Annotated in this window: 18 protein-coding genes; 3 read left to right on the forward strand and 15 right to left on the reverse strand. The window is 44.9% G+C overall.

Features of this window, described 5'->3' with window-relative positions; all coding sequences use genetic code 11:
- Positions 1 to 15: 15 nt before the first annotated feature.
- From cydC to DI392_RS07430, 8 genes are all read right to left on the reverse strand, one after another.
- Entirely contained in the window at positions 16 to 1,737 is a 1,722-nt protein-coding gene (gene cydC, locus DI392_RS07395) for a heme ABC transporter ATP-binding protein/permease CydC (RefSeq protein WP_109319268.1), read from the reverse strand.
- A complete protein-coding gene (gene cydD, locus DI392_RS07400) occupies positions 1,730 to 3,511 on the reverse strand; it encodes a heme ABC transporter permease/ATP-binding protein CydD (protein ID WP_109319269.1) in 1,782 nt (593 codons plus the stop codon). Before cydD ends, cydC begins: the two co-directional genes overlap by 8 nt.
- A 316-nt stretch (positions 3,512 to 3,827) precedes the next feature.
- A complete protein-coding gene (trxB, locus tag DI392_RS07405; protein ID WP_109319270.1) occupies positions 3,828 to 4,790 on the reverse strand; it encodes a thioredoxin-disulfide reductase in 963 nt (320 codons plus the stop codon).
- A 196-nt stretch (positions 4,791 to 4,986) separates the two neighbouring features.
- Complete coding sequence (locus DI392_RS07410) at positions 4,987 to 5,697, reverse strand: TSCPD domain-containing protein (protein WP_109319271.1); 711 nt, start codon at positions 5,695 to 5,697, stop codon at positions 4,987 to 4,989.
- A gap of 29 nt (positions 5,698 to 5,726) precedes the next feature.
- The gene (locus DI392_RS07415; protein WP_109319272.1) at positions 5,727 to 7,880 is read right to left on the reverse strand and encodes an adenosylcobalamin-dependent ribonucleoside-diphosphate reductase; all 2,154 of its coding nucleotides are present in this window, start codon (positions 7,878 to 7,880) and stop codon (positions 5,727 to 5,729) included.
- Positions 7,881 to 8,051: 171 nt separating this feature from the next.
- Complete coding sequence (locus DI392_RS07420; protein ID WP_109319273.1) at positions 8,052 to 9,413, reverse strand: SLC13 family permease; 1,362 nt, start codon at positions 9,411 to 9,413, stop codon at positions 8,052 to 8,054.
- Between the two features lie 91 nt (positions 9,414 to 9,504).
- The gene (locus DI392_RS07425) at positions 9,505 to 10,113 is read right to left on the reverse strand and encodes a SanA/YdcF family protein (RefSeq protein WP_425445686.1); all 609 of its coding nucleotides are present in this window, start codon (positions 10,111 to 10,113) and stop codon (positions 9,505 to 9,507) included.
- A 60-nt stretch (positions 10,114 to 10,173) separates the two neighbouring features.
- Complete coding sequence (locus DI392_RS07430; protein WP_109319275.1) at positions 10,174 to 10,497, reverse strand: DUF3392 domain-containing protein; 324 nt, start codon at positions 10,495 to 10,497, stop codon at positions 10,174 to 10,176.
- Positions 10,498 to 10,862: 365 nt separating this feature from the next.
- On the opposite strand from DI392_RS07430, the gene DI392_RS07435 reads away from it, so the two are divergent.
- The gene (locus tag DI392_RS07435; RefSeq protein WP_109319276.1) at positions 10,863 to 11,240 is read left to right on the forward strand and encodes a transporter; all 378 of its coding nucleotides are present in this window, start codon (positions 10,863 to 10,865) and stop codon (positions 11,238 to 11,240) included.
- Between the two features lie 140 nt (positions 11,241 to 11,380).
- Here DI392_RS07435 and DI392_RS07440 read toward each other — a convergent pair whose 3' ends face one another.
- From DI392_RS07440 to DI392_RS07465, 6 genes are all read right to left on the reverse strand, one after another.
- Complete coding sequence (locus tag DI392_RS07440) at positions 11,381 to 12,487, reverse strand: phosphoribosylaminoimidazolesuccinocarboxamide synthase (RefSeq protein ID WP_109319277.1); 1,107 nt, start codon at positions 12,485 to 12,487, stop codon at positions 11,381 to 11,383.
- A gap of 121 nt (positions 12,488 to 12,608) precedes the next feature.
- Positions 12,609 to 12,971 (reverse strand): hypothetical protein, encoded by a 363-nt coding sequence (locus DI392_RS07445; RefSeq protein ID WP_109319278.1) that lies wholly within the window; start codon positions 12,969 to 12,971, stop codon positions 12,609 to 12,611.
- 176 nt (positions 12,972 to 13,147) lie between these two features.
- Positions 13,148 to 13,339, reverse strand: coding sequence for a hypothetical protein (locus DI392_RS07450; RefSeq protein ID WP_109319279.1), 192 nt, complete (start codon positions 13,337 to 13,339; stop codon positions 13,148 to 13,150).
- Positions 13,340 to 13,439: 100 nt separating this feature from the next.
- A complete protein-coding gene (locus DI392_RS07455; RefSeq protein ID WP_109319280.1) occupies positions 13,440 to 14,357 on the reverse strand; it encodes a J domain-containing protein in 918 nt (305 codons plus the stop codon).
- 34 nt (positions 14,358 to 14,391) lie between these two features.
- Complete coding sequence (locus DI392_RS07460; protein WP_109319281.1) at positions 14,392 to 15,081, reverse strand: DUF2786 domain-containing protein; 690 nt, start codon at positions 15,079 to 15,081, stop codon at positions 14,392 to 14,394.
- A 230-nt stretch (positions 15,082 to 15,311) separates the two neighbouring features.
- A complete protein-coding gene (locus DI392_RS07465) occupies positions 15,312 to 15,998 on the reverse strand; it encodes a DUF3334 family protein (RefSeq protein WP_109319282.1) in 687 nt (228 codons plus the stop codon).
- A 272-nt stretch (positions 15,999 to 16,270) separates the two neighbouring features.
- Here DI392_RS07465 and ydiJ point away from each other — a divergent pair, with 272 nt between their 5' ends.
- Positions 16,271 to 19,309, forward strand: a complete 3,039-nt coding sequence (gene ydiJ / locus DI392_RS07470; protein WP_109319283.1) for a D-2-hydroxyglutarate dehydrogenase YdiJ — start codon at positions 16,271 to 16,273, stop codon at positions 19,307 to 19,309.
- A 136-nt stretch (positions 19,310 to 19,445) separates the two neighbouring features.
- Positions 19,446 to 19,907, forward strand: coding sequence for a methyltransferase family protein (locus DI392_RS07475; RefSeq protein ID WP_109319284.1), 462 nt, complete (start codon positions 19,446 to 19,448; stop codon positions 19,905 to 19,907).
- Between the two features lie 44 nt (positions 19,908 to 19,951).
- Here DI392_RS07475 and DI392_RS07480 read toward each other — a convergent pair whose 3' ends face one another.
- Positions 19,952 to 20,677, reverse strand: coding sequence for a DUF3581 domain-containing protein (locus DI392_RS07480; RefSeq protein ID WP_109319285.1), 726 nt, complete (start codon positions 20,675 to 20,677; stop codon positions 19,952 to 19,954).
- Positions 20,678 to 20,774 lie beyond the last annotated feature (97 nt).

The raw sequence follows: 20,774 nt of genomic DNA on the forward strand, positions 1-20,774 counted from the left end.
TTTGGTTTTGCTGAATTACAATGTTTGATGTAACTGGTGGTAACGACCCTTTGCATTCAGTAATGCCTGATGGGTTCCAGACTCAACAATCTGCCCGGCTTCTATCAGACAGATATGGTCCATGTTGCTCAGGTTAACCAGACGGTGGGTAATAAAGATAACGGTTTTATCCACGGTATGTCGGTTTAACAGCGCCATAATTTGCTGTTCTGTCCCTTTATCCAGACCCTCGGTCGGCTCATCCAGTAGCATTATAGGAGCGTTACGCAGCAACGCCCGGGCAATACCTATTCTGCGTTTTTCACCACCGGACAATTGTCTGCCTCCGTCTCCGAGCCAGTTATCTAACCCGGCATCTTCCAGCAGTGTCTGGAGTCCGACGTGACACAGCACCTCTTCCAGTTCGGTATCAGAAGCGGTTGGTTTGGCCATATGGAGGTTATCTCGCAAAGAGCCGTTGAGAATATCGACCCGCTGACTGACCACTGAGATCGTATCTCTGAGGGTGGGCTCATCAATGTCTCTTAGCGGTGTTCCCGCGATGGAGACCAAGCCCTGGCTAACATCCCAGTACCGGCAAAGTAGCTGGATAAGTGTTGATTTACCTGAGCCGGTTTTACCCAATATGGCTAACTTATCCCCGGCATTGACAGACAAATTAATATTATTCAGTACGTTACTCTGACTGTCCGGATAAGAAAAAGAGACATCCTTAAAGTCGATGTGACAGCGATCAGACTTCAGGGCTCCGGACTGAGGGAATATCACATCAGGTTCACCTTGCGTAATTTCATTTAAGCGTCGTGCTGACGTGAGCGTCTGGCCCAGGTGCTGGAAAGCACCGGCAATAGGCATCAGCAGCTCAAAGCTGGCCATCGTTGCGAACGCTATCATAGCAATCAGAGGATCTGGCGTATTTCCACCCACACCATCAGCCGCCAGCCAGACGATCACTGTCAGAGCTAAGCCATTGGTCAGCATCAACATGGCGCTGGCAAGCCCGGTCAGATTTGCATTGATAAATTGATTTGCCAGTAATTTCTGTTGTGTATCCAGTAGGGCATCCAGGTAACGCTTTTCGGCACCAAACAGTACCAGTTCACTGTGCCCTTCCAGCCAGTCAAGGGTAGAAACCCGCAGGGAAGAGGTGTGCAGGGTTAGCGCCTGACCATTGTGTTTACCCAGTCGGTAGAAAAGTATCGGCCAGGTTAGCAACATAATAGTGAGTATCGTCCCCAGTGCCAGACCGATGGTAAGGTCGAAGAAACAGAGAAACAGAGTGAGACTTAATATGCCGAATATGCCGATAACGACGGGGCTGACCAGTCGTAGATAGACGTGATCCATCGCATCTACATCGGCCACCAGTCGATTCAACAGGTCACCATCCCGGAGTCCGGAGAGTCTGCCGGGTATTAACGGAGCGAGTTTTCGGAAAAAGAATACCCGTAAATCGGTCAGTAATTTAAAGGTTGCATTATGGCTGACGACTCTGTCTCCCCAGCGACCAGCAGTCCGCCAGATAGCAAACCCTCGTACGCCACCACCCGGTAACATATAGTTGAAGGTTTCTTTGGCGATAGTCAGCCCCGCAACAGCAGCAGCAGAAATAAACCAGCCCGAGAGTGTGAGCAGGCCAATAGAAGCAAATAGTGTTGCAAACGCTAGTAGCATACCCAGCGACAGGCTGAACCAGTGCTTTTTATACAGTTTCAGAAAAGGAATTAACTCACGCATCAAGATCTCCTTTCACTGTTTCTGCTGAACCTGAATTGAGCATAGTTGAAAACAGGCCTTCTTCCGTTGCCAGTTCGGAAAACGGACCGGACTGAACGATGGTACCGGACTGCATGACTAAAATTCTACTGACCTCTTTGAGTTGGTCCAACTGGTGGGTAACAAGTAGTGCGGTTCGATCTTCAATATTATTGGCAATGCCCTGCATCACCAGCTTTTCACTTCTCGCATCTAAGCTGGCTGTCGGTTCATCCAATAGCCAGAAACTGCCTTGTTGTAACATGGCCCTTGCCAGCGCAAGACGCTGAGCCTGACCTACCGACAGACCACCAGATCGATCGGTGATGACATAATCTAATCCGTGCTGGTGGACAAACTCTGCGGCATAGGAGTCTTCGACTATGGTTGACAGAAGTGTGTCTGATACATCCTCTTTTCCTAAGGTGATGTTATCTCTGATACTTCCGTGGAGAAGAAGTGGATTTTGTCCAACCCAGCTAATGTGTTTTCGCCAGTGGCTTAAATCGCACGCTTTCATCTCCACCCCGTTTATTGTCAGGCTCCCCTGATAAGGCAGGAAGCCGAGCAATGCGTTGATCAGCGTTGTTTTTCCGGCACCGCTTGGACCGACCAGCGCCATCGTTTCACCTGAATTCAAAGTAAAGGAGAGAGGACCAATCAGTGTCTTGCCTTCCGGGGTCTGAACCATCAGATTCTTGGCTTGTATGGAAATATGCTCCGGATCCGGTAATGTTTGCGTGCCACTGGCCAGTCCGGTCGCATCTGTTTCCAGAAAATCGACAATACTTTCTGCCGCACCAACGGCTTGTGCTTTAGCGTGGTAAAAGGTACCGAGATCACGAAGTGGCTGATAAAACTCAGGGGCAAGGATAAGGATGAACAGTCCGGAAAACAGGGTGACTTGTGTTCCGTAGTGTCCGAAATCCAGTTCACCAATATAGCTGAAGCCAAAATAGACGGCGGTTAAAGCAATGGAGATAGAGGTAAAGAATTCAAGCACCGCAGATGACAAAAAAGCCACCCGGAGTACGTCCATCGTACGTAACCGAAATACCTCTGATGCGCCTTTGAGTACTTCTGTTTCTGCTTCCATCCGGTTGAATAGCCGAATGGTGGTCATAGATTGCAAACGGTCATAGAAATGTCCGGAGAGGCGTTGCAGCGCTTTAAAGTTCTTTTGGTTAGCCTCTGCCGCTTTAATACCGACAAACGCCATAAAAAGAGGGATAAGAGGTGCTGTCAGGAAAAAGATCAATCCTGCTGCCCAGTTAACCGGGAAAACAGCCACCAGAATAATCAGAGGCACAAAGCCTGACAGGGCCATTTGAGGAAGATAGCGGGCAAAAAATTCCTGCATGTCTTCAACCTGCTCCAGCAACAGGGTAGCCCAGACACCGGCTGGTTTACCTTTAATATAAGCCGGACCAAGCTCTCTCAGCTTGTTCAGAATCAACTGGCGGATATAAACGCGTACCTGTTCACCACAGCGAAACCCAGTGATTTCTCTTCCCCAGGTACAGGCTGAACGACCAAGTACGGTTGCTGCGAGTCCGAAAAAGTAGGGGATCAGGGTGGATTTATCCACCTGTTCGATAATCAACTGGTGCAGAATTGATGCTAATAACGCAGCCTGTCCGAGTAAGAACAGGCTGGAAATTATACCAAGAGTAATGTTTAACAGCAGCCAGCGCCGGGCTAAGCGACTTTGCTGCTTTAACCATTTGTTGAGCTGTTTTTGTTTGGTTTTATCCATTAGTGAAGGCTTTTTGTTTTTTTAGTTGCGGAATCGCACGGTTAAGAGACGAGATCGCGTTGCTTCTAGAAACTAGAGTCTATAAATAAGCAAGGATTAAGGTCGCTGCGCTTGGAGGAAGAAGGTGCTAAACAGTCAACTGTGTCTGCAAAAGAACCTCATAGAGCTGAAGTGGGCTACCTTTGCCAAGAACTGAACGTGTTAACGCCTTAATCCTCTTCCCTTAATCCTGTTTTTCTGTATTTTGTCTAGTCTCTAGTCTCTAGTCTCTAGTCTCTAGTCTCTAGTCTCTAGTCTCTAGTCTCTGAACAATATGTTACTGACTGTCTGCCAGCTCATCCAGATACTTCTCTGCGTCCAGAGCGGCCATACAGCCGGTACCGGCAGAGGTAATCGCCTGACGGTAGTTATGATCCATCACATCACCTGCAGCGAATACGCCTTCAACGCTGGTTTGAGTGGCATTTCCGTCCAGACCGGATTTGACCACAAGGTAGTCATTTTTCATTTCCAGCTGATCTTTAAAAATAGCGGTATTCGGTTGGTGACCGATAGCAACAAAAACACCCATTACGTCCAGTTCTTCTGTCGCATCAGACTGAGTGTCTTTCAGGCGAACACCTGTGACGCCCATTTCATCACCCAGCACTTCATCAAGCACACGGTCTGTGTGCAGGATAATGTTACCGCTCTCCACTTTATCCTGAAGACGTTTTAGCAGGATTTTCTCGGAGCGGAAGCCCTGACGACGGTGGATAAGGTGTACTTCTGACGCAATATTCGACAGATACAGCGCTTCTTCTACTGCAGTATTACCCCCTCCAATAACAGCGACTTTCTGATTACGGTAGAAGAAACCATCGCAGGTGGCACAAGCCGAGACCCCACGCCCTTTGAAAGCTTCTTCTGAATCCAGGCCAAGGTATTTGGCGGATGCACCAGTCGCGATAATCAGAGCGTTACAGGTATAAGTACTATTCTCACCGGTCAGTACAAAAGGGCGAACAGTCAGATCAACACCGGTGATCTGATCAAAAACCATCTCTGTATCAAAGCGTTCAGCATGAGCTTTCATTTGATCCATAAGAGCCGGACCGGTCAGATCTTCTGCGCCACCAGGCCAGTTTTCAACTTCTGTGGTTGTGGTCAACTGACCACCTTGCTGCATGCCGGTCACGATAACAGGGTTAAGGTTAGCACGTGCCGCATAGACAGCAGCCGTATAACCGGCAGGGCCTGAACCCAGAATAAGAAGGTTAAAATGTTTTACTTCACTCATTAGTGAGACTCCATAGCTTACTTTACTTTGTAATTATAAAAGCAATGTGGGGATAAAAACTAATAGATACAAGGCTTAAGATATTCCTAAATGCACTGTTCCCTGCGCTGACAGGGAACAGTACAGTTCAGATAATCACCGTTTGATGGCTATTTGTACGAATAATACCTAATTATGTACATTTATATCTTACATCTTACCCACACTTAGATTCACCACAATTCAGGCAGGTCTGACAGTTATCAATGATCACAACGGCTTTTGCATGGCATTTGTAGCACAGCGTGGCATTCACCGGAAAGCTGCTTTCGTCCTCGTTATCATTGTCTTTTGATTCTGACGGCTTTGAGGGTGTTTCTGTTCGTCCTTCAAGTTCGGCTTTTTTAGATTCCAGAAAGGCTTTTCTGTGCTCATCCATCTCTGGGCTGCCTAGCAGACCGATTTCCTTAAGGTGCAGCTCAATAACATTGCCGATTTCCGCTATTAGTGAAGGGACATACTGACCTTTGTTCCAGTAACCGCCTCTGGGGTCGAATACCGAACGAAGTTCCTCTACAAGAAAGGTACAGTCTCCGCCCTTACGGAATACCGCTGACATGATTCGTGTGAGAGCGACTATCCACTGATAATGCTCCAGGCTCTTTGAATTAATAAACACTTCAAATGGCCGGCGAACTTCGTGTTCGGTTCCTTCGTTGAGTACGACATCATTTATTGTAATGAACAATGAATGCTCAGACACATGCTCTGGGGTCTTTAGCTTGTAGGTGGAGCCCATCAGCTTTTCCGGACGCATAATCGTCTCGTGCATCTGTTGAATTTCAGGCTGCTTCTGTTCCTGATTTTGTTTCTTTTCGTCAGATTTAATATTAAAGCTGACAATCTTTTTATCTATTTTTTTTACCATATCAAACTCTCAAACAGGGGGACCCAAGATTAATACTTACCGTAGTAGCCTTCTTTTAACGCATCATAAAGGTTAGCGGCAGTATGGGTTTCACCATCGTATTCAATCTCTTCATTACCTTTTGCTTCAAAGGTTGTACCATCTTCAAGCGTAAAGACATAAGTCGTGTTTTCCAGATCTTTTTCCCGGATCAGAACACCCTGGAAAGCTTCCGGGTTAAAGCGGAAGGTGGTACAGCCTTTCAGCCCTTTGCTGTATGCCTCAATGTAGATATCTTTGAATGATTCAAACGGGAAGTCGGTCGGGACATTGGCAGTTTTAGAAATCGAAGAGTCAATCCAGCGTTGAGCGGCGGCTTGCACAGCAACATGCTGAGATGGGGTAATATCATCAGCAGTAATAAAATAATCCGGTAGTTTTGCTTCATCTTCTTCGGAGTAAGGCATAGCTTTTTCATTGATCAATTCACGATAAGCCAGGAGTTCGAAGCTGAACACATCAACATTCTGTTTGGTTTTCTTACCTTCAATGATGACATTCCGGGTGTAATGATGAGCAAAGCTCGGCTCAATACCATTACTGGCATTATTGGCAAGGGAGAGCGATATTGTCCCTGTCGGAGCAATAGAAGTATGGTGCGTAAACCGGCAGCCATGTTCTTCCAGCTGTTTGGTCAGTTTCGGGTCGAGCTCTTTTAATTGCTGCATATAATGGCTATAGCGTACATGCAGTACTTTGCCTTTTACTTTATCTCCGACTTTTATGCCATCATCAGCCATTTCAGGGCGTAAGCGCATCATTCTCGGGGTAATGTCGTATTCCTGCTCCATTACTGGTGCAGAGCCTTTTTCTTTTGCCAGAGCAAGGCCCTCAGTCCATCCTGCCACGGCCATTTCCCGGGAAATTCTATCAGTGAAAGCAATCGATTCGTCACTGCCGTATTTTTTTCTCAGCATGGTGAGAGTGGAACCTAAGCCAAGAAATCCCATACCGTGGCGGCGTTTACTTTCTATTTCAGCTCTTTGCTTTTCCAGCGGCAACTGATTAATTTCAATCACATTATCCAGCATGCGGGTAAAAATCCGTACGACTTTCTGATAAGTCTCCCAATCAAAGCTGGCTTTATCGGTAAAAGGGTTGCGGACGAACTTTGTCAGGTTCACCGAGCCTAGCAGACAAGCGCCATAAGGAGGGAGAGGCTGCTCCCCGCAAGGGTTTGTTGCGCGGATTTCTTCACAGAACCAGTTATTGTTCATCTGATTCACTTTATCAATCAGTATAAATCCGGGTTCTGCGTAATCATAAGTGGAGGTCATGATGATATTCCACAGATTACGGGCAGGAAGAGTCCGGTAAATTTTACAGGCCACTCGCCCTTGTTCGTCCTGAACGAGATCATCCTGAGTTGGCCAGTCAGCCCAGGTAATAGAAGGGTCGCTCTCTAAATCGATACCATCTTGTCTGGCTTCTTTTGCCATAATAGGGAAAATAAGCGGCCATTCTTTATCTTCCTGAACTGCCTGTATGAAGTCTTCAGTAATCAGCAAGGATAGGTTGAACTGACGCAAGCGGCCATCTTCGCGCTTGGCTTTAATAAATTCCAGAACATCCGGATGACGAATATCCATGGTACCCATCTGCGCGCCGCGACGTCCGCCAGCTGACGATACGGTGAAGCACATTTTGTCGTAGATATCCATAAAAGAAAGAGGGCCAGACGTATAAGCACCGGCTCCGGAGACAAAGGCTCCACGGGGGCGCAGGGTCGAGAAATCATAACCGATACCACACCCGGCTTTCAGTGTCAGGCCAGCTTCGTGTACTTTAGACAGAATGTCATCCATCGAATCATGAATAGTGCCGGATACCGTGCAGTTAATGGTCGATGTGGCCGGTTTATGCTCGAAAGCCCCGGCATTAGAGACAATGCGTCCGGCAGGAAGCGCGCCGTTTCTTAGTGCCCATAAGAAAGAGTCGTACCACTGATTTTTATTTTTGGATTCCAGCTCCGAGAGGGCTTTTGCAACCCGCTGAAACGTGCTGTCCAGCTCTTCATCAATGGGGGTGCCGTGTTTGGTTTTTAAGCGATATTTTTTATCCCAGATATCCATGGAGGTTGGCTGGTACTGAATGCTGGTGGCGGAAGTGATGGCTGGGTTTTCCTGGTTGTAACTATCTGACATGGCTGGAATTTTCCTCGGTTATTGATCTTTGGTTCTGGACCTGTCTCCAATGCTGAGCTGTATGATCAAACCACTGAAAATAGAGATATTCAAGTCTTGTATTTTAATTGAATTCTGTCTATGTAAATCGGACTCCTTAATATTAACTGGCTGTTTTATATACAGATAAAATTACCAAAAAAAGTAGCTGATCATGCTCAAAATTAATATACAGATCAGGTTCAACACTACGCCGACCCTCATCATTTCTTTTTGCTGAATAAAGCCGCTGCCGAACACCAGAGCGTTAGGAGGTGTGGCTACCGGCAGCATAAAGGCGCAGGAAGCGGATATAGCGATAATAACGGTCAGTATCAGCGGAGAAACCCCCAGCACTTCGGCAACAGGCCTGAATAAAGGGATCAACAGAGCGGCGCTGGCAGTATTACTGGCAAATTCTGTCAGAAAGACGACAAATGCAATAATGGCCAGAAGAACAACAAAAACACCAACCTGATTCAGAAGCGAACTGAGCTGTGTAGCAAGAAAAACACTGGCACCCGTGGCCTTAAGTACATTGCTCAGACAAATACCGCCGCCGAACAGTAACAGCACTCCCCAGTCAGTAGTGCGCTCAATGTCTTTCCATTCAACCACTCGGGTGGCACCTAACATCAGAATGGCGCTGATGGCCACCAGTGTGTCGAATTTTGAAAAATTACCTAGCATGGCATTAATCGGTTTACTGAATATCCAGAAACAGACAGTCAGCATAAAAATAGCCAGTGTCAGTTTGCGGTTAGTTGTCCATTGCAGTGTTTCATGCCGGATCTCAAAGGTATAGTTAAGGTTTGGTCTGGTCATAAAATAAACCACACCAATAGCGACCGGCAGTAAACTTAAACTGACCGGAAGGCCCAGAGCTACCCACTGAGTAAAGCTGAGTTTCATTTCCGCAGCAGCAATGGCATTTGGCGGACTGCCAACCAATGTAGCGATTCCTCCTATCGAAGCACAGTAGGCGATACCCAATAGTACAAACAGGTAGGTGTTATGATTTTCTTTGGCATCGACTTTACTCATGATACCCATGACTAAGGGAAGCATCATGGCCGTAGTCGCGGTATTGGATATCCACATAGACAAGCATGCACTCACAACAAACAGCATTAGAACCGCGACAGACATTTTCCCCCGGGCGGCGATCAAAACCTGATCGGCAATGGCTTTGTCTATCTGTTGTTTATGCAGTGCTGACGCAAGCGCAAACCCACCTAAGAAAATAAATATTACTGAGTTAGAGAAATGGCTGAGTGCCTCAGTAGTGTTAAAGACGTCAAAGAATACGGCCAGAACCGAGACCAAAAGAGCCGTAATGCTGACATGCAAAGCCTCAGTTAACCAGAGTATGGCAACAAAAATAAGGATGCTGAGCCCATGGACGACATCTTTCTCTAAAGGTAGAGAGGTTAGAAGTATCACGAATAAGGCGACATCACCGAAGAGAATAAGAGCATTACGGTTGGACATATTTCTAACGGATAACGTACTCATTGTTCCTTCCTCATTCTGTCAGAGAGCAGAAAGAATAGGGTCGTATGCTTTATTGTAAGTATAGATGTAACAAACTGGTTTTTACGAAGAATTACTGTATCGGCTCTTTAGGGCCGAGAAATTTTGGCTGCGTATGGAAAATATACAAATCGAGCACCGCTTTTACTCTGGCCAGTATTTCCCTTGCCCGAATTATCGTTCCGGAATATTGCACTGGCCCGGGGACGGCCAGGCATACTGCATCGATTTGATAATGATTAGCAATTAGCAGAGCTCGTTCACAATGAAATTGTTGGGTGACAATAATAAACTTATCAGTGTTGAAGACTTCTTTAGCCCGAATAATTGAATCGAGAGTCCGGAAGCCGGCATAATCCAGGTGAATGGCCTGATCGGGGACGTCGGCTTTTAAAAGATCACGCTTCATTGTCCAGGGCTCATTATAGGAGCGATGGGCATTGTCACCACTTAACAAAAATGAGGTGACTTTACCTTTCTTGTACAGTTCTATCGCGGCTTCAATTCGGTGAGCATAGTAGTCATTCAGTGTTCTGCCCAGGTACTTGCTGGTTCCCAGAACCAAAGCAACATCATAATCGGGTAATTCACTGACCTGATAAAATATCTGATTTTCTGCCTGCCAGCTTACTGAACGATCCACAAACAGTACTCCAATAAGGAATATTGTTACCGTCACCATGACGGTAAGCGGTTTTGGTATCAGTTTGTTAAGCCGCATTTTCATTCAGGGAAAGCGTCCTTATACGTGTCGGTTTTTTTGCGCCCATATGCCAATGACTAAAAAACAAAGCAGAGTAGCAGCAAACATCATTCCAGGTTCTGTGGTCTTTAAAGTGTGAGCCAGGTAGGGAGTGGCTTTAACGATCAATAACCCATATCCAAATGCGTTCAATAGTATAAAAGCGCAGGTTCTGATTATAAAGTGCTGTCCTGATAATAGATTGCGCATTAGCCGGTTGATCTCTCCACCAAACATGACCAATAAGCAGGCAATCAGAGCGGTAGAAATTTCAGTGGTATAAGGGATAAGATAGCGGCCAACCGGAGTTAAAAAATCTAACATTTTTTTAAAGCTTCCATTATTTAATCTATTTCCGATACTACCAAAAAAGTAGTGAACAAGGGTAGTCTATGTGTGGAATTTGTTAATTGTTCTGGGTTGTTTGTAAACAAAATGTATTTGTTTTATTGTTGTATCGTATTATTTAAATAAATATAAAGTGGCTTATTACTCAATATTAGTGATGTGAACATGACGTTCTACAGAAGGCGAGTGTATATTTTGTGTTAACGGATTCTCATTTATATTATTTTCATTATAAAAATCTTTTCTTAAAAGACCTTTATAATATATCGTATTGCTAGATATAAAAATATAAGCGATAGTAATATACGGGCGTTACGTTACCAATATGTCGGGGGGACATAATGGCAAAACAACACACTATTTCTGCTGTTTTTGATTACACAACTTTTCTCGGAGTATCAAGCAGCAAAACATGGACTTTTCTGGAAATATTCTCTTCTCTTGTTCCAAGATCAGGAGCTAAGAGAAATAAATGTCATCAGGAAGACACCAGACCGGAAGAAAGGCTATGGCAACATGCTATCAGTGAGCTTTCAATCCAGGAAAGTGATGTGCATAACCTTATTCGCTTGCTAGAACTGGCAAGGTCTGAAGGCATAAACAAACTAACCTTGATGATGCCGTATGATCTCGAGTCACAGCAGATAAAGTTGATTACAGATGAAGCGAATGTGAACATTCATCCGTCGGGCCAGGATGAATTTACTATTCTGCTTTGAAGGATGAGTAGAGATAACTTATTTTAAAACAATTACTCTAATTTTATTTTTGCTGAGGAAAACATAAAATAAAAGATTCGTTTGAAACGAATCTTTTATTTACGCACTAAAATAATTATTGACAGAGATGAATATATAAATTAGTCAATAATTAGACGGTAATCATTACGCAATATATCAATAATTTCCTGTTTAGGGTTATCGCTCAATGTAATCTTTTTACCGGTGACTTTTTCGGCAATGCTAAGGTAAACGTCTGATACTTTCTGTATCTCTTCGACAGGCAGAGCATTATTCTCTGCTAAAGCCTGGCGTTCATCCATTCGCTCTTTATTCAGCAAGATATCTGGATCAGGGAAGTAGTTAAGCAAAAACTGACGGAAGCCTTCTTTAGAGTTTTCTACGATGTTGCCTGCCTGATACTCATTTTTATCCCAAATACGGGAAGAGTCCGGAGTTCCGACTTCATCCATATAAATGAGTTTTTCATTCCCCTGAGCATCATTGACATAACCAAATTCAAACTTGGTATCAACGAAGATTTGATCAACCTTATCCAGTGCCTGACTGATAACGTCAAAGCCTTCTTTTAGCAGTTTTTCGTACAACGCAATATCAGCCTCATTACTGAAGTTGAATGCTGAGTAGTTTTCTTCGATGTTCTGGCGTGAAATGTTGACATCATCCGCTTCAGGAACACCTGGAATGCCTTTTAGGATGCCTTTTGTGGATGGCGTGATAAGTAACTCAGGTAATGACTTGTCTTTTTCTAAACCTTCCGGAAGCTGAATACCGCAGAACTCTCGTTCACCTTTTGCGTAAGCTCGCCACATTGAACCGGTGATATATTTGCGGCAAATAGCCTCAATCATAATTGGTTTGGCTTTTTGTACTATCCATACAAAAGGGTGGGGTATATCAAGAATATGGCTATCAGCTAACCCATTCTCACGGAATAGTTTGAACCAGTGGTTAGAAATAGCGTTAAGAGCAGCACCTTTTCCGGGAACACCTTTAAGGCCATCTTCTCCATGCCAGATACAGTCAAATGCAGAAATACGATCACTGATCACCATAATGGCTAATGGGGCATCAGGAGAAACATCATACCCTTTCTCTTTAATCAAACGCTGGCTGTCTTCTTCTGTCAGCCAGTAAACAGAACGTACTTTTCCGCTATGTACCGGTTTATCTGTACGGATTGGAAGATCATCATTCACGGCAAGAACTTGATCGGCGAGGCTCATTTCAGCATTCCTTATCTTCATACACTAACGGGCGCATCATACCAGAACTTTGTAAAGTCGCCAGATAAAAAGCAAACGTTTGCTCTGGGCTTAACCAGTCCGAAAAAGCAGGTACGCGGCTTTAATGATACGTGCATGAAGTCATCTCTCTTGAAATAAAGAAAACCTCACATTGGTATTGTTCTGCAGTCAGCATGATAGTGTTCTTACTGTGTTCCGAAAAGTTGTCACTGGCAACAACAGCACTGGCCGTACCGGCTTTAATCGCTTTGATCACAATCTCTTCTTCACAAAGGTTACTTGAAGGCTTGATCTGAACAATTTTGTTGCAGTTAATCTGATGGCGTGACAGCACCTCATAAGAGGGGCGGGGGCACTCTGAGGTAAAAAATACCCATTGCTCTTTCTGAGACAATAGTGCTAACCGGGTCGACATAAGAGAAACAGATGAAGAAGTGTATTTCGTTGGGGTAATCTGAAGCATACGCACTGTCCTTATATCCATACTGTATGGTTATACAGTAGTTTGTGATTGTTCAGAGTGCAAGCTTTTTTTGTCGAAAAGAACAGCAATATCTCAGGGCAAGATAAAAATTAGCAGGATATCAAATAGCAAAAAAGCCGCATGATGCGGCCTTTGACGTGGGAATTGGGGTAAGGTTATGCTGCCTGGTATCCGGCAGAATATTTATTGCTGAGATCGACTTCTTCCAGATTGAATTGGCGAACATCCAGTTTCGCTCTTTCCTGACAGTCTTCACAGGAATGATGGTACTTGCCGTCAATATAGTCATGGCGCGTTACTTGTGCTGCTTTTTTACACCAGTCACATACACCCTGAGTGGTAAACATGATGGGGCTCCTCATTTGAAGTGATAGTCTCGTGTCTACAGATAAAATCATGAGGCTGATTTGTGACAGCAAAAGCACATAAATATAAATACTCAGTGAATTACGGCTTTTTGTAACTGGAAATCAGCTTTATTGCTTCGTTGAGACGTTTCATTTCTTCGTCACTTCCTTCTGTGTCCGGGTGGTAAATCCGACACAGCTTTTTATATCTTAACTTTAATGTTTTATTGTCCGGCAGATTATCTGTTGTGTACCCTAGCAAGGCACAGGCAACAGCCAGTTTATGTGTCTGATCCTGTTGCTGGGTTTGCTTCAACTGAGAGTACATCTTACTTATCTGTTTCTGTTGAATCCGGTATTTCTTCTTTAATTGATCAAGTTGCTGATTTTGCCCGGTGATGCGTCCCTGAAGCTCTGTAGACTGAGTATCGTTGCGTTTATGTATGAATCTTCGACCGGTGAAAATCAGCACAGCGAAAAACACAATGGCAGAAACAGCTAGGATGTCAGTCCGGACGACAGTGGGCTGTTGAGAAGTGGGTGAAGACACGGTTGCCTGAGACGTAGGAGTCTCATTAAAGGTCTTATCCAACTGTTGAATGGATGAAATCTGTTTGGCTCGCTGATGGTTAAACTGAATTTCAAGTATGTGGGTATAAGCCGCTTCTGCATCTGGCTGGTTATTTTCTGCGGCCAGCTTATACCAGATCTCGGCCTGATCCAGGCTTGGGGTAGGGTACCAGTTTTCAAACAACAGCCCTAATTCATATTGAGCATCACTATTGCCAGTGATAGCCGCTTTACTGTACCAATATAGGGCTTGTTTTTGGTTGGCGTTCCCGGTTTCTTCTGACAGGTAGGCTCGGGCGAGTTCCAGCTGGGCTATGACATCATCCTGAGCTGCACGTTTTTCTAAGCTATCAATCGTAGCAGCGTCGGTAGGGTATGGAAAAGTCAGTATGATAATCAGGAGGAGCGCCACGCAGGGAAATAATAAGCGGAGGCTATAGCCTTTCATACCAGTACCTTTTCTGTTTATCGGTTATCAATCATCATTTATTATCGATCATCTTGCGTGCCTGAGCACCATTAACTGGCCGGTTAACGGACAGTCTGCGGCCCTTTTTAAGTCCGACCTCATAATCTTCGGTCAGATTTTTCATGGCTTCTTTTAGTTGTTTTTTAAAGGTTTCCCGGTCGATATTTTTAAACTCACGATCAATGTAATTATTAATCGTATTATTAGAATCTTCATTAGGCGCAATTTCAGGAAGCTTTTCCAATGCGCCTTCAACCCATCCCGAAACAAAAGAATTAACGCGACGGGTCACTTCAGTGCTGCTGGTTCCACTACCGGCAAAGCTGTTGCGGAATTGTCCGGTGTGTTCATTCATTTCTCTGTAGATGATGTCAAAGGCAAATGCGGCAAAAATGGCCCGATCCGCCTCACCGATAAACTCGGCTCGTTTTAAACCTTTGTGGTTAACGAGTACGGCTTCAACGCCAAATTTTGTGTTAATACCACGGATAATTCTTAATAGGGTCGAGCTGATATTGGCTGGTAACAGGTGTGTCGACTGAGTTTTACCCATTTTGATAAACTCAATATCATCTTTGTCCAGACCATACTTAAGCATCAGTCTGTGAGCCATTTTGATCGCCTGCGCGGCTTCATTCACGTTGGCTGAATTGCCAAGTTCCAGACACTTGGCGATTTTCTTCAGGGCTTTTTGCTTATCCATCGACACTTCTATTTATCCACCGATACTTTTATTGACTGGTATTGTACTGATTCACCGGTATCGTTTTACCAGTTATTGAGTATTTGTCACCGGAGCGGGAAAAGTCGATCATTTTACCGATATACCCAGGTAACCTCAAGGTATAGACAATATGGTATGCAATAAGAAAAAATAATGCAGAACGAAAAAAGCTGCCGTTAAGCAGCTTTAGATTTGGTCAGCAAATTAAGTTAAATGCCTAGTTCATCCAATAAATCATCTGTTGCAGCTAAAGAATTCTGTTCTTCTCTGAGCGCATCGTGAGTGGCGCTTTTCAGGCGTTCAGCCTCAAGAATGGCATCCGGACTTTCATCCTCTTCGACTTCAAACTCTTCTAGCTGGATAAATTCAGTTTTATCCATAGCAAGCTCAAGATAAAAAATGTTGTTTTTCTCCGTAGAGAAGGTAACACGGCGAGCCTGAGGACGGTCAAGGTTGGTGTCAACAGAAAGCTGAACTTGTTTCGTTATCGCCAGCATTTTAGGCTGGTTCTGGGTAATATTCGTTTTAAGTTCCTTGCGTATTTTATTGGTAAAGTCACCGACCAGCTGGTTCATTAACTCCCCAAGCACGTCACCAACCTCATCTGACGTATGTAGAATAGCTAATTCATCTTCCGGCATTCCCATATTACGCATGTACTTGGAGTAGACTTCCAGAGCCGCCTGTGAGGTGAAATTAATAACAACCAGTCCGGAAAATCCACCGTCAAACAGAACAAAGCAGCCAAAGTCAGGGCGAAGGCAGGTTTTGTTGATTTTTTGTACCATGGCAGAATAGGTAATAGATGAACTGGTGGCCTCTGTCATTACAGAAGAAACAGACTGGCAGAGCTTTAATAAAATATCATCTGTGGTGACAACTCGATTTTTTTTCATTTTTTTACCGCTTATGAAGGATGATGACGTCATTATGAATAAAAACACACAGCGGGTCATCAAATTTGATTGCCATTTTTGTTTTGCTGAAATGACAAATGTTGTAAAGTGATCGCCATCATAAAAATGTCATAACTAACAGACTAAAAATAGTAAGCCAAACTGAGATGAAACCCCGGAAAAGGGCATCACTCAATGCGGATATTTTTAGTTTATGGTGAATGTATTAACCCAAGCTGACAGGGATCAGCGATATTGGGGCAGGAAGCAGAATGTTACCAAGACTTGAACTCCAGACTGATATTGATCCGGTTGTGATCAAATATCTAGACGCACTTTCTAAGGCCGGATTTACCGGCGATATCGAAACTCAATATTCCAGCCGGTTAGCTGTCGCGACAGATAACTCGGTGTACCAGCAATTGCCTGAGGCCGTGGTTCATCCAAAAACGACGGAAGATGTGATACTTATCGGCAAGATCGGCAGCCAGCCTGACTATGAGCGGGTCACCTTTTCTGCTCGTGGCGGCGGTACCGGTACAAACGGACAGGCTTTGACGAAAGGTATCGTGGTTGATTTGTCCAGACACATGAACCAGGTACTTGAAATTAATGCCGAAGAAGGTTGGGTCCGGGTTCAGTCTGGTATCATTAAAGACCAGTTGAATGATGCTATCCGTCCATACGGATTGTTCTTCTCTCCTGAGCTGTCCACCAGTAACCGGGCAACTCTGGGCGGGATGATCAACACTGATGCATCGGGTCAGGGCTCCCTGGCCTACGGAAAAACCTCAGACCATGTATTGTCACTACAGGCGGTATTTGCCGATGGCTCTGTGTACGAAACAGACAACTCATCCGGTCAGCCGGCTGAGGGTGAGTACGCTTATGAGGCATTAAAGACTACGGAAGCGGTCTGTACTGAAAACCGTCAGCAGATCCTGGATAAGTTTCCGCCACTTAACCGTTTTCTGACCGGTTATGACCTGAAAAATGCCATTAATGACCATGGGGAGTTTGATCTGACTCGAGTTCTGTGTGGTTCCGAAGGTTCACTGGCATTTATTACTGAAGCCAAGCTTAATCTAACACCGATTCCTAAAGTCCGGACTCTGGTGAATATCAAATACAACAGTTTTGATTCGGCATTAAGAAATGCACCTGTAATGGTGGCCGCGAAGGCGCTTTCTGTCGAGACGATTGATTCAAAAGTACTGAATCTGGCGAAGCAGGATATTGTCTGGCATACGGTGAGTGATTTGATCACAGAAGTACCAGATAAAGAGATGCAGGGCATTAATATCGTCGAGTATGCGGGTCAGGACGAAGAAGAGATAAAACAGCGGGTGACCAGTCTTACTGCACAGCTTGATCACATGCTTGAGAAAGAAGAAGCCGGGATTATCGGTTATCAGGTTTGTGAGGAACTTGCCAGCATCAATAAAATATATGCGATGCGCAAGAAAGCCGTGGGCTTACTGGGTGCTGCCGAGGGCAGAGCAAAGCCGGTGCCTTTTACTGAGGATACCTGTGTGCCACCGGAGAATCTGGCGGACTTTATTGCTGAATTCCGTGAACTGCTGGACAGTAAAAACCTGCAATACGGTATGTTCGGACATGTGGATGCCGGTGTGCTGCACGTTCGTCCGGCACTGGATATGTGTGACCCCGCTCAGGAAATGCTGATGCAGGAAATTTCCGACCGCGTCGTTGCACTGGTATCGAAATACGGCGGTCTGATGTGGGGGGAACATGGTAAGGGTTTCCGTTCTGAGTATGGTCTGGAATTCTTTGGTGAAGCGCTGTTTACTGAGCTGAGAAGAGTCAAAGCCGCATTTGATCCGCAGAACAAAATGAACCCGGGCAAGATCTGTACGCCTCTTGAAAGCAACGCTGAGCTGGTTAAAGTGTCGGATACCAAACGGGCATACTATGATCGGCAGATTGATGTTGAAGTGCGGGACAGCTTTAAGCAGGCGATGGAGTGTAACGGTAACGGCTTGTGTTTTAACTACGATACCAGCTCGCCAATGTGTCCTTCTATGAAGATCACCGCAGACCGTCGCCATTCACCGAAGGGTCGGGCAGGACTGGTACGTGAGTGGCTTCGCCAACTGTCAGAGCGTGATATCGATATTCTTGATTTTGAACAGAAGAGTCTGGAGTCGGCTCCAAGCATCAAAACTATGATTGATCGGGTACGCAATACACTGAAAAAGTCGGAGGAATATGATTTCTCTCATGAAGTTTATGAGGCGATGAATGGCTGTCTGGCATGTAAAGCCTGTGCCACTCAGTGCCCGATCAAGGTTGATGTGCCAAGTTTCCGTTCCCGCTTCCTGAATTTGTATTACACCCGATATCAGCGTCCGGCTAAAGACTATCTGGTGGCGAATATTGAAACCATGTTGCCTCTGATGGCGAAAGCGCCAAAGATCATTAACGCTGCGTTGTCACAAAAGTGGGTGGAAGATCTGACCAAATGGTCGGTTGGCTATGTGAATACACCATTGCTTTCTGTGCCGACGCTGAAACAGCGTATTGCGCAGCAGGGGATTAAAACGTTTGATCTGCAGGCACTTTCGGCATTGTCTCAGCAGGAGAGAGAAAATCATGTCCTGATTGTACAGGACCCGTTTACCAGCTATTACGATGCTGAGGTGGTTGATGATTTTGTGTCACTGGTGAAAAAAGTTGGTAAAACACCGGTATTACTGCCATTTAAACCAAACGGCAAAGCGCAGCACATCAAGGGCTTCCTGAAACAGTTTGCTAAGTCGGCAGAAAACACAGCCGCGTTTCTTTCCCAACTGGCGGATTTGGGGATCCCGATGGTGGGTGTTGATCCGGCCATGGTGCTTTGTTACCGGGATGAATACACAGAAATCCTTGGCAATAAACGTGGTGACTTTGATGTTCTGATGGTACACGAATGGATGTTACCTCGTCTGGACAGCTTCACGGTGAGCGGTCCATCCGATCAGCCACCGTGGTACCTGTTTGCACACTGTACAGAAAAAACCAAACTGCCTAATGCAGAGAAAGAGTGGGTAACCATTTTCAAAGCCTTTGGCGGTGTTCTGGAGCCGGTATCCGTTGGCTGTTGTGGTATGGCGGGTACGTTTGGCCATGAGCTGGATAAACTGCAGATGTCGAAAGACATTTATGACCTCAGCTGGCAGCCTAATCTTGAGCAGTTACCGAAAGAACGTTGTCTGGTGACCGGTTATTCATGTCGCAGCCAGGTGAAACGATTTGAGGAGGCAAAACTGAAGCATCCTCTGCAGGTATTACTTCAGTTGGTTGATTAAGCTGGTTGCCATTATTACTTTAACTAAGAAGTGATGCCTCGTTCCCACGCTCTGCGTGGGAATGCTACTAGACTGATTTGATACATACATGGCTGAAATATATTCGTAAAATGGCAGTATATTGTCAGGACTGACTATGAAAATAATAGAGCTAAAAATGCCGCCGGCATTTCTGTTTATCATCATTGGTGGCCTGATGTACTGGGTACATGTTAACGGCTTTGGTATTCATATTCCTTTACCAATGAAGTTTGAATTTTTTGCCGTCTGTTTTGTGGCAAGCGGAATCTTCGGACTCGGGGGGATTTATGAATTTAAGAAGCATAAAACTTCCGTGCATCCGGTCGAATTACACAAAGCCGTAAAGGTGGTGGATTCCGGTATTTTCAGACTATCCAGAAACCCTATGTATGTTGGTCTGCTGCTGTTACTGCTGGGATATGCCTATTATTTACAGGATATAATCAGTTTGTTGCTGTGTCTGATTTTTGTTCTTTATATGAACCAGTTTCAGATCAAGCCCGAAGAGAGGCATCTTGAGCAGAAGTTTGGAAAGGACTATCTGGAGTATAAGCAGAAAGTAAGAAGGTGGCTGTAGCAGCCACCTTCTTTATATTTTTATCGAATGATTTTTTTCTTGGATTAAGCAGCTGAAGCGATTTGCTCTAAGAATGCATCTTTGCGCTCATGGAATGTACAGACCAGAGCATCAACCGCTTCCTGATCATATGGCTTAAGGCCACTGGCAATCATTCGTTTCCTGCCGGTTCCGACCACAATGCCGTCTTCCTTAAAAGCAAAGTTCATTGTTACTACGCCGCGCTTGCCTTCAACATCAAAGGTTGCGCCGGTAAATTCGACTTCAGGGTGGGTCATATCCAGTCGTTCGAACTCAATTTCCATGCTCTCGTAGATCACTAATGGACGCTGGCAGTTGATCATCATCTGCTGTTCTTCCATCAGAGGAACCATAATATGCGGGAAATTCATGCCGGAGAACTGCACATAATTGGTCACAACGTGCTCAATAAAATCACGGTTATGGCTTCGCTCGCCTTCTCGGCTCATGTGTAAGTACTTTTTGCCGTTAGCATCGACAACGGCACTTTCTTTCTCACACTTACTCTCAACTTTCAGGCCTACACCATCAGCCACCATACCGGAGAAGTTAAAACTCATCTTCTGGCTGATACCCTCTGTTTTTAGCAGCACAGCAAACAGAAGGTCACCTGGGACACAAAAACGCTTGCTGTCTTCATCATGGATAGGGTTAAAGTCACCGGCAATTTTCTTTGCGAAGTGGCTTGCTTGCTGACGAGTAAACTGGAACTGGTCACTTTCAGTTGAAAAATAAGGAGTTAGAAACATGATTCTCTATCTGTAGCCAAAACTGCGCCGAATTATATACAAATTAAGCGGAAAAATGGTCTATCCAGTGCAATTTATTTCTGATCTTTTCTCTTTT

The sequence above is a fragment of the Vibrio albus genome (assembly GCF_003144035.1).
GTDB classification, from domain to species: domain Bacteria; phylum Pseudomonadota; class Gammaproteobacteria; order Enterobacterales; family Vibrionaceae; genus Vibrio; species Vibrio albus.